The sequence below is a fragment of the Yinghuangia sp. YIM S10712 genome, from assembly GCF_051388935.1.
In the GTDB taxonomy this organism is placed as follows: domain Bacteria; phylum Actinomycetota; class Actinomycetes; order Streptomycetales; family Streptomycetaceae; genus Yinghuangia.
Genome location: NZ_JBPKBI010000038.1, coordinates 11021 through 18414, shown reverse-complemented (window position 1 = coordinate 18414; position 7394 = coordinate 11021). Strand labels below are relative to the sequence as shown.

The following is a 7394-nucleotide window of genomic DNA, read 5'->3' as shown; positions in this document are numbered from 1 at the left end:
GACGCGGGTGCGGTGCGCCGACGGCACCGCCCTGGCGTCCGACGCGACCGTGTGGACCGCCGGGTTCACCGTCGACCCCGTCGCCGCTGCAAGCGGGCTGGAGGTCACCGAGAACGGCCGGATCGTCGTCGACCGCACCATGCGGTCGGTCTCCCACCCGGACATCTACGCCGTCGGCGACAGCGCCTACGCCATAGGCGACAACGGCCTGCCCCTGCCGATGTCCTGCGCATCGGCCGGCTACACCGGTCGGCAGGCCCTTGAGGCGATCGTGGGACGCCTGACCGGCCGGAAGATCGCGAACATCAAGCTGGCCTACCCGGGCAACCACATCAGCCTCGGACGACGGGACGGCATCCTGCAGATGGTCGACGCCGAAGCGCAGGCCAAACCGAAGTACGTGGGCGGCCGCAAGGCCGCGCGGATCAAGGCCGGCATCCTCGCGATGTCGCTGTGGGCCACCTCGCACCCCACCTTCGGCATGCCCAAGCGCAAGCACCGCCTGACCGGGACGCCGGATGCGTCCGCCGTGCGGGCGCTCGCGCACGGACCGGATGCGCACGCCGAACAGGCCGTCGGCTAGAGCCGCCTAGGGTANACCGCCTGACCGGGACGCCGGATGCGTCCGCCGTGCGGGCGCTCGCGCACGGACCGGATGCGCACGCCGAACAGGCCGTCGGCTAGAGCCGCCTAGGGTATCCGCGTGGACAGCACCGCCACCGATCGCTTCGACACCAGCCGGTTCGAGGCCAGCCGGAACCGGCTGGCCTCGCTGGCGTACCGGCTGCTCGGCTCCGCCGCCGACGCCGAAGACGCCGTCCAGGACGCGTTCCTGCACTGGCAGGCCGCCGACCGGCAGCTCATCAGGGTGCCGGAGGCGTGGCTGACCAAAGTCGTCACCAACCTGTGCCTCGACCGGCTGCGTTCGGCACAGGCCCGCCGCGAACGCGCCGCCGGCGACTGGCTGCCCGAACCACTCCTCGACGGCGACCCGATGCTCGGCCCGGCCGACACCTTCGAGCAGCGCGAATCGGTCTCCCTGGCCGTACTGACTCTCATGGAGCGCCTGTCACCCCTGGAGAGGGCCGTCTACATCCTGCGCGAAGCGTTCTCCCACAGCCACGCCGAGATCGCCGAGATCCTCGACGTCACCGAGTCCGCAAGCCAGCAGCACCTCCACCGGGCCCGGCGCCGCGTCACCGCCGCGCGCCGCCCCGGCGGCGACGTCGACCCGGCCGCCGCCCGCCGGATCGTCGAGGAATTCCTCGCGGCCGCCTCCTCGGGCCGCACCGAACGGCTGGTCGCGCTGCTCACCGACGACGCGACCGCGATCTCCGACGGCGCCGGCCTGACCGAGAAGCTGTTGCGGTACGACACCCCGCAGCGCATCGCCGCGATCGCACGAGCCGGCTTCAAACCCACAACCGCGAAACGGCGATTCGTCGGCGGCACACCCGCCGTCCACTACGCGCTCGTCAACGGCACCCCCGCGATCCTCGTCGTGCTCGGCGACCGGGTCGTGGGATCGGTGATGTTCGAGATCAGCCGCGGCAGGATCGCGACCGTGCGCGGCATCGCCGCCCCCGCCCGTCTGGCCCGCCTCACCCGCGCCTGGCAGCACCATGAACCGGGCACACCGCTCATCGACCGGTGGTGACCCGACGTCGGCAGCGGCCTTGCCGTCGCGTACCGGAGCTTCGGCAAGGCGTGCTGGGCCGGGCATCCTCACGGGTGATCTCTTACGGAACACTGACGTCACGTCATGTCCCGTGCCGTAACGGCCCGCACGGGCCTAGCGTCGCGGGCATGAGGATCCTTGTCACCGGCGGCGCCGGGTTCATCGGTTCGCATGTCGCCGAGGCGCTGGCGGCGGCCGGTCACGAAGTGCGCGTGCTGGACGCGCTGCTTCCCGCGGTGCACCGGAAACCGCCGAAGATGCCCGGCCACATCGACTTCCGTGAAGGGGACGTACGCGACCCCCGAGCCGTCGCCGCCGCGCTGCGCGGTGTCGACGCGGTGAGCCATCAGGCGGCGATGGTCGGTCTGGGGCTCGACCTGGACGACGCGCCCGACTACGTCGGCTGCAACGACCTCGGCACGGCGGTCCTTCTCGCCGAGATGGCGCGGTCCGGGGTGGGACGGCTGGTACTCGCGGGTTCGATGGTCGTCTACGGCGAAGGCCGCTACACCTGCGGCGAACACGGGCCCGTCGTCCCGGCCCCGCGCCCGGCCGAAGACCTCGCCCGGGGTCGCTTCGAGCCGCGGTGCCCGGACTGCGGAGGCGAGCTGACGCCGGGGCAGGTCGCCGAGGAGGCGGCACCCGATCCGCGCAACGTGTACGCCGCGACCAAGCTCGCCCAGGAACACCTGGCCGCCGCCTGGGCCCGGACGACCGGGGGTTCGGCGACGTCGCTGCGCTACCACAACGTGTACGGACCCAAGATGCCGAAAGACACCCCGTATGCCGGTGTCGCGTCGATCTTCCGGTCGGCACTCGCCGCCGGGACCGCCCCGCGCGTATACGAAGACGGCGGTCAGCGACGGGACTTCGTCCACGTCGCGGACGTCGCGGCGGCGAACGTCGCGGCCCTCGGCCGGGATTCCGGCGGGATGCGCGCCTACAACGTGGGCACCGGAAGACCGCGCACCGTCGGGCAGATGGCCACCGCTCTCGCCGCGGCGCACGGCGGCCCCGAGCCGGTGGTGACCGGGCAGTTCCGTCTCGGCGACGTCCGGCACATCACGGCGTCGCCTCTGCGTATCCGCGCGGAACTGGGCTGGCGGGCGCGGATCGCGTTCGAAGACGGGATGCGGGAGTTCGCCACGGCCGATCTGCGGTAGCCGCCTGCCCGCCGACAGCGCCCCGCTGGTCGCGCGGCCACGCAGCGGCACGGAAGCCGAGCGGGCGAGGGCCCGGCTGCCGGTCGCTACGCCGGCAGTCGGACCTCGAACCGGCACCCTCCCGCGACGTTCACGACGCCGACGGAGCCTTGGTGCGCCTCGACGATCCCCCGCACGATCGCCAGGCCGAGCCCCGCACCGCCGTCCGGGCCGGGGGTCCGGGCGTGGGAGCCCCGCCATCCCGTGTCGAAGACCCGGGGCAGGTCGTCTTCGGGGATTCCGCCGCACGCGTCCGTCACCGTCAGCACCACGCCCTCGGGCAGGCTGCGCACGCCCACAGCGACCGTGCCGTCCGACGGGGTGTGCCGGATCGCGTTGACCAGCAGATTCGTCAGTGCACGCGACATTTCCCTGCTGTCCACGCGCACCGGCACAGGCTCGACCGCCCGACCCTCCAGCCGCACCGCACGCGAGCGGGCCAGCGCTTCCGTGCCGGCCATCGCGTCGCCGACCAGGTCGTACAACGAGACGCGGGACAGCGACAGTTGCAGCGCGCCTGCCTGGATCCTGGACAGCTCGAACAAGTCGTCGACCATGCCGCTCATCCGGTCGACCTCGACGCGGATCCGGTGGTGGTAGCGCGCGGGGTCGGCGGCGACGCCGTCCTCCAACGACTCGGCCATCGCGCGCAGCCCGGCCAGCGGTGTGCGCAGATCATGCGAGATCCAGGCAATGAGCTCACGGCGCGACTTCTCGACCGCCCGCTCACGTGCCCGGGCCTCGCTCAGGCGTGTGCTGGTGCGCTCCAATTCGCGGCTGAGGTCCGCGAGTTCCGCTATCAGCGAGGGACGCGGCGGATGGTACGCGGGGTCCTCGTCACGTGGCGCCGACCCCACTCCCTGTGCGGCCCGTTGCAGGTCGCGTACGTCGGCGACCACCGGGCGGCTCAACAGCGCCGCGACGCCGACCGCGAGCACGGCCGACACTCCGCACACCACCATCATCACGGTGAGGTCGTGCGCCGACAGAAACATCGCCTGGGCGACGCCGACCGTCCCGGCGGCCATCGCCGCGACGGTCACCGCGGACACCGCGGCGAGCATGACGGAGAGCGGGCGGCGCCGGGTCAGCCGCAGCGCACCCATGCCGACGGTGGTCACCGCGAGGCCGCACACCACCACGATCACGCAGATGAGCAGGAAGTCCTTGAGGGGCACGCGCGATCACATTCCGTCGGCGTCGGCTTCGCCGCACCGTGCGGCGTCCAGGGGCGGGGAATCCGCACGGTCCGCGGCTTCCGACTCGGTGTCCCCTGCGTCGAATGCGTCGAATGCGTCGAACCGGTAGCCGACACCCCACACGGTCACCAACATGCGCGGCGCAGCCGGATCGTCCTCGATCTTCTCCCGGAGCCGGCGCACGTGCACCGTCACCGTCGACCGGTCTCCGAACGACCAGCCCCACACCTCGCGCATCAGTTCCTCGCGGGAGAACACCCGTCCCGGATGCTGCAAAAAGAAGCACAGCAAGTCGAACTCGCGTGTGGTGAGGGCGAGTTCACGTCCCTTCCGGGTCGTCCGGTGTGCGTGGACGTCCATCTCGATGTCCGCGTGGCGCAACACCGGTGCGCTCGACGCGGGGGCCGCCCCCGTGCGCCGCAGCACCGACCGGACCCGCAGCACCAGCTCGCGCGGGCTGAACGGTTTGGTCACGTAGTCGTCCGCGCCGATCTCCAGCCCCAGCACCCGGTCGCTCTCGTCACCGAGTGCGGTCAGCATGACGACCGGCACCTGCCCGCGATCCCGCAGCCGACGGCACACCTCAAGGCCGTCCATGCCGGGCAGCATCAGATCCAGCACGACCAGGTCCGGCAGCGCGTCGGCGGCCATGGCGAGCGCGGTCGGTCCGTCCGTCGCATGCTCGGTCGCGAAACCCGCCTGTCGCAGGTAGTCGACGACGACCTCGGCCACGGTCGGATCGTCGTCGACGACGAGTACGGTGCCTGTCATACGGGCGAGTGTAAGGACGCGACCCATCCGCTTCGCAGGTCCCGGACGGTTCGTTCGCATTCCGTAAGACCCGCCGCGCCGGGCGAACGGGCGGTATCGCCGCCGTACGAATTTCGTAAGCACGCCGCGCCCGGGAAACCCGCCCTCGGCTACCTAGCGTGAGACGCATGGATGTTGCTTCCGACAGCTCCCCAGCCGACTCCGCCGCCATCCCGGCGTCGAGACCCAGCTCCGCATCCCGATCCGCGGATGCGCCGTGCACCGTCGACGTCGTCCTCCCGTGCCTGGACGAGGCCAAGGCGCTTCCGTGGGTGCTCGACCGCTTGCCGGCCGGTCATCGTGCGATCGTCGTCGACAACGGCTCACGCGACGGCTCCGCCGACCTGGCCCGGGACCTGGGCGCACTGGTCGTCGAGCAGCCGATCCGCGGCTTCGGCGCCGCCTGCCACGCGGGACTGCTGGCGGCGACCGCGTCTGTCGTGTGTTTCTGCGACTGCGACGCCTCGCTCGACCCACGCGAACTCCCGTACGTCGCGGACCCGGTGCTGCGCGGTGAGGCCGACCTGATGCTCGGTCGCCGCCGCCCCGCGAGCATCGGCGCGTGGCCGCCGCACGCGCGGCTCGCCAACCGTGTGCTCGCCCGCCGACTCCGGGCCCGCACGGGGGCTCGGCTGCGTGACCTCGGTCCGATGCGCGCGGCACGCCGCGAGGCGCTGCTGGCGCTGCAACTCACCGACCGGCGCTCGGGTTACCCGCTCGAAATGGTCGTCCGCGCGGCCGCGGCCGACTGGCGGATCCGCGAAACCGACGTTCGTTACCTTCCGCGCGCCGGGCGGTCGAAAGTGACGGGAACGCTGCGCGGGACGATCACCGCCGTGCGCGACATGAGCGCGGTGCTGGCCCATGTCTGACCACCTGTCACTACGGGAGCACCGCAACGACCGGTCCGCCGGCGCACCGCAGACGACGACCCTGCTGGTGATCGCCAAATCGCCGGTGCCCGGCCGGGTGAAGACCCGCCTGACACCCGCGCTCACCGCGCGGCAGGCCGCCGAGGTCGCGGAGGCCGCGCTCGCCGACACTCTCGACGCGGTCCGCGCGGCGCCGGCCCGTCGACGGGTGCTCGTCCTCGACGGCGAACCGAGAGCCTGGTTCCCCGCCGACATCGAAATCGTTCCGCAGGCCGCGGGCGGGCTCGACGAGCGCCTGGCCGCCGCCTTCGCCCTGGCGGCCGGTCCCGCGCTCCTGATCGGCATGGACACCCCGCAGATCACTCCGGAACTGCTCACCGTCGACTGGACGGACGCCGACGCGTGGTTCGGCCCCGCGACCGACGGCGGATTCTGGGCGCTCGGGCTCCGCCGTCCCGACCCCGGCCTGCTCCGCGGCGTCCCCATGTCCGCCCCGCACACCGGAGCCGCCCAGTACGCACGACTGGCCGCCGCGAACCTGCGCATCCGCGCCCTGCCGGAACTGCGTGACATCGACACACCCGACGACCTCACGCACGTCGCGACCGGGGCACCACGCACCCGAACCGCGCGCCTCGCGACATCCCTTGGCGCGCCCACTGCCGGCCGAACGGAACCCGACCACCGGTCCGGTTCCTCCGCGGCGCGGCACCGCGTCCCCGCACGGGCCACCGGCGGCGCCCCCACCGGGGTCCCGGCATGACCTCCGCAACCGCGCCGCGGAGCGTCCCCGCCGCCCGCCCGGCGCCCCGTCCTCCGGCGTCCGCGCTCCCACCGGCCCACGCCCTCGAACCCTACGAACGCGCCCTGGCCCACGGCACCCCGCTGTACCTCCGTCGTACCGACGGGAGCCGCGAGCCGCTGGACATCGGGCGTTGGACGGGCTCCCCCGACCGCGCCGACGCCTCGCTGCTCGCGCGCTGCGCCGGGGCGACACTCGACATCGGGTGCGGTCCGGGACGACTCGTCGCCGCACTCGTGCGCCGTGGTCTTCCGGCCCTGGGCATCGACCTCGCCGCCACCGCGGTCCGGCTGACCATCCGCGGCGGGGGCGCCGCGCTGCGCCGCTCGGTCTTCGATCCCCTTCCCGGCGAAGGACGCTGGTCGACCGTGCTGCTCGCCGACGGCAACATCGGCATCGGCGGTGACCCGGCGCACCTGCTGCGCCGCGTGGCGGACCTGACGCGTCAAAGCGGCCGGGTACTCGTCGAGACCGAGGCCGGGGACCCGTACGCCCATGAGCGGTTCGCCGCCCGTGTCGAGGACGCGAGCGGGAACGCCGGCGCGCCTTTCCGCTGGGCGAGGCTCGGCACCCGGGCGCTCGCGGAGCTGGCACCCGCCTGCGGATTCGCCGTAGACGCGACTTGGACGCTCGACAGCCGCCACTTTGTGGCACTCACCAAAGGCGAGCGTTAGGGCCTGTCGTCGAACTCCCGCCGGGCCCGGCGTGCGGCCCCGGCGGGAGTTCGACGACAGGCCCTAACGCTCGCCTTTGGTGAGTGCCACAAAGTGGCGGCTGTCGAGCGTCCAAGTCGCGTCTACGGCGAATCCGCAGGCGGGTGCCAGCTCCGCG

The 7394-nt window shown here is 72.7% G+C and carries 8 protein-coding genes; 6 read left to right on the top strand and 2 right to left on the bottom strand.

Annotated features, from left to right (window positions below; genetic code table 11):
• The 3 genes from ACRX5W_RS32335 to ACRX5W_RS32325 all read left to right on the top strand — a co-directional run.
• On the top strand, nt 1-583 hold a 583-nt coding region (locus ACRX5W_RS32335), incomplete at its 5' end, for an FAD-dependent oxidoreductase (protein ID WP_436791962.1).
• Nucleotides 584-703: 120 nt separating this feature from the next.
• Nucleotides 704-1657 (top strand): sigma-70 family RNA polymerase sigma factor, encoded by a 954-nt coding sequence (locus ACRX5W_RS32330; protein ID WP_436791961.1) that lies wholly within the window; start codon nt 704-706, stop codon nt 1655-1657.
• Nucleotides 1658-1806: 149 nt separating this feature from the next.
• The gene (locus ACRX5W_RS32325; RefSeq protein ID WP_436791960.1) at nt 1807-2841 is read left to right on the top strand and encodes an NAD-dependent epimerase/dehydratase family protein; all 1035 of its coding nucleotides are present in this window, start codon (nt 1807-1809) and stop codon (nt 2839-2841) included.
• Nucleotides 2842-2927: 86 nt separating this feature from the next.
• On the opposite strand, the gene ACRX5W_RS32320 is transcribed toward ACRX5W_RS32325, so the two are convergent.
• A complete protein-coding gene (locus tag ACRX5W_RS32320) occupies nt 2928-4058 on the bottom strand; it encodes a sensor histidine kinase (RefSeq protein WP_436791959.1) in 1131 nt (376 codons plus the stop codon).
• A 6-nt stretch (nt 4059-4064) separates the two neighbouring features.
• Nucleotides 4065-4850, bottom strand: coding sequence for a response regulator (locus tag ACRX5W_RS32315; RefSeq protein ID WP_436791958.1), 786 nt, complete (start codon nt 4848-4850; stop codon nt 4065-4067).
• A 167-nt stretch (nt 4851-5017) separates the two neighbouring features.
• On the opposite strand from ACRX5W_RS32315, the gene ACRX5W_RS32310 reads away from it, so the two are divergent.
• Genes ACRX5W_RS32310 through ACRX5W_RS32300 form a run of 3 tightly spaced genes read left to right on the top strand, consistent with a single transcriptional unit; the run spans nt 5018 to nt 7237 of the window.
• The gene (locus tag ACRX5W_RS32310) at nt 5018-5761 is read left to right on the top strand and encodes a glycosyltransferase family 2 protein (RefSeq protein WP_436791957.1); all 744 of its coding nucleotides are present in this window, start codon (nt 5018-5020) and stop codon (nt 5759-5761) included.
• Nucleotides 5754-6524 (top strand): TIGR04282 family arsenosugar biosynthesis glycosyltransferase, encoded by a 771-nt coding sequence (locus tag ACRX5W_RS32305; protein WP_436791956.1) that lies wholly within the window; start codon nt 5754-5756, stop codon nt 6522-6524. The genes ACRX5W_RS32310 and ACRX5W_RS32305 overlap by 8 nt, the downstream gene beginning before the upstream one ends.
• Nucleotides 6521-7237, top strand: a complete 717-nt coding sequence (locus ACRX5W_RS32300; RefSeq protein ID WP_436791955.1) for a class I SAM-dependent methyltransferase — start codon at nt 6521-6523, stop codon at nt 7235-7237. Before ACRX5W_RS32305 ends, ACRX5W_RS32300 begins: the two co-directional genes overlap by 4 nt.
• The last annotated feature ends 157 nt before the right edge of the window (nt 7238-7394 follow it).

What these genes read in the sequence shown, in the direction of transcription:
- ACRX5W_RS32325 (WP_436791960.1), top strand. Translation starts at nt 1,807, where the DNA reads ATGAGGATCCTTGTCACCGGCGGCGCCGGGTTCATCGGTTCGCATGTC.
- ACRX5W_RS32315 (WP_436791958.1), bottom strand. Translation starts at nt 4,850, where the DNA reads ATGACAGGCACCGTACTCGTCGTCGACGACGATCCGACCGTGGCCGAG.
- ACRX5W_RS32310 (WP_436791957.1), top strand. Translation starts at nt 5,018, where the DNA reads ATGGATGTTGCTTCCGACAGCTCCCCAGCCGACTCCGCCGCCATCCCG.
- ACRX5W_RS32305 (WP_436791956.1), top strand. Translation starts at nt 5,754, where the DNA reads ATGTCTGACCACCTGTCACTACGGGAGCACCGCAACGACCGGTCCGCC.
- ACRX5W_RS32300 (WP_436791955.1), top strand. Translation starts at nt 6,521, where the DNA reads ATGACCTCCGCAACCGCGCCGCGGAGCGTCCCCGCCGCCCGCCCGGCG.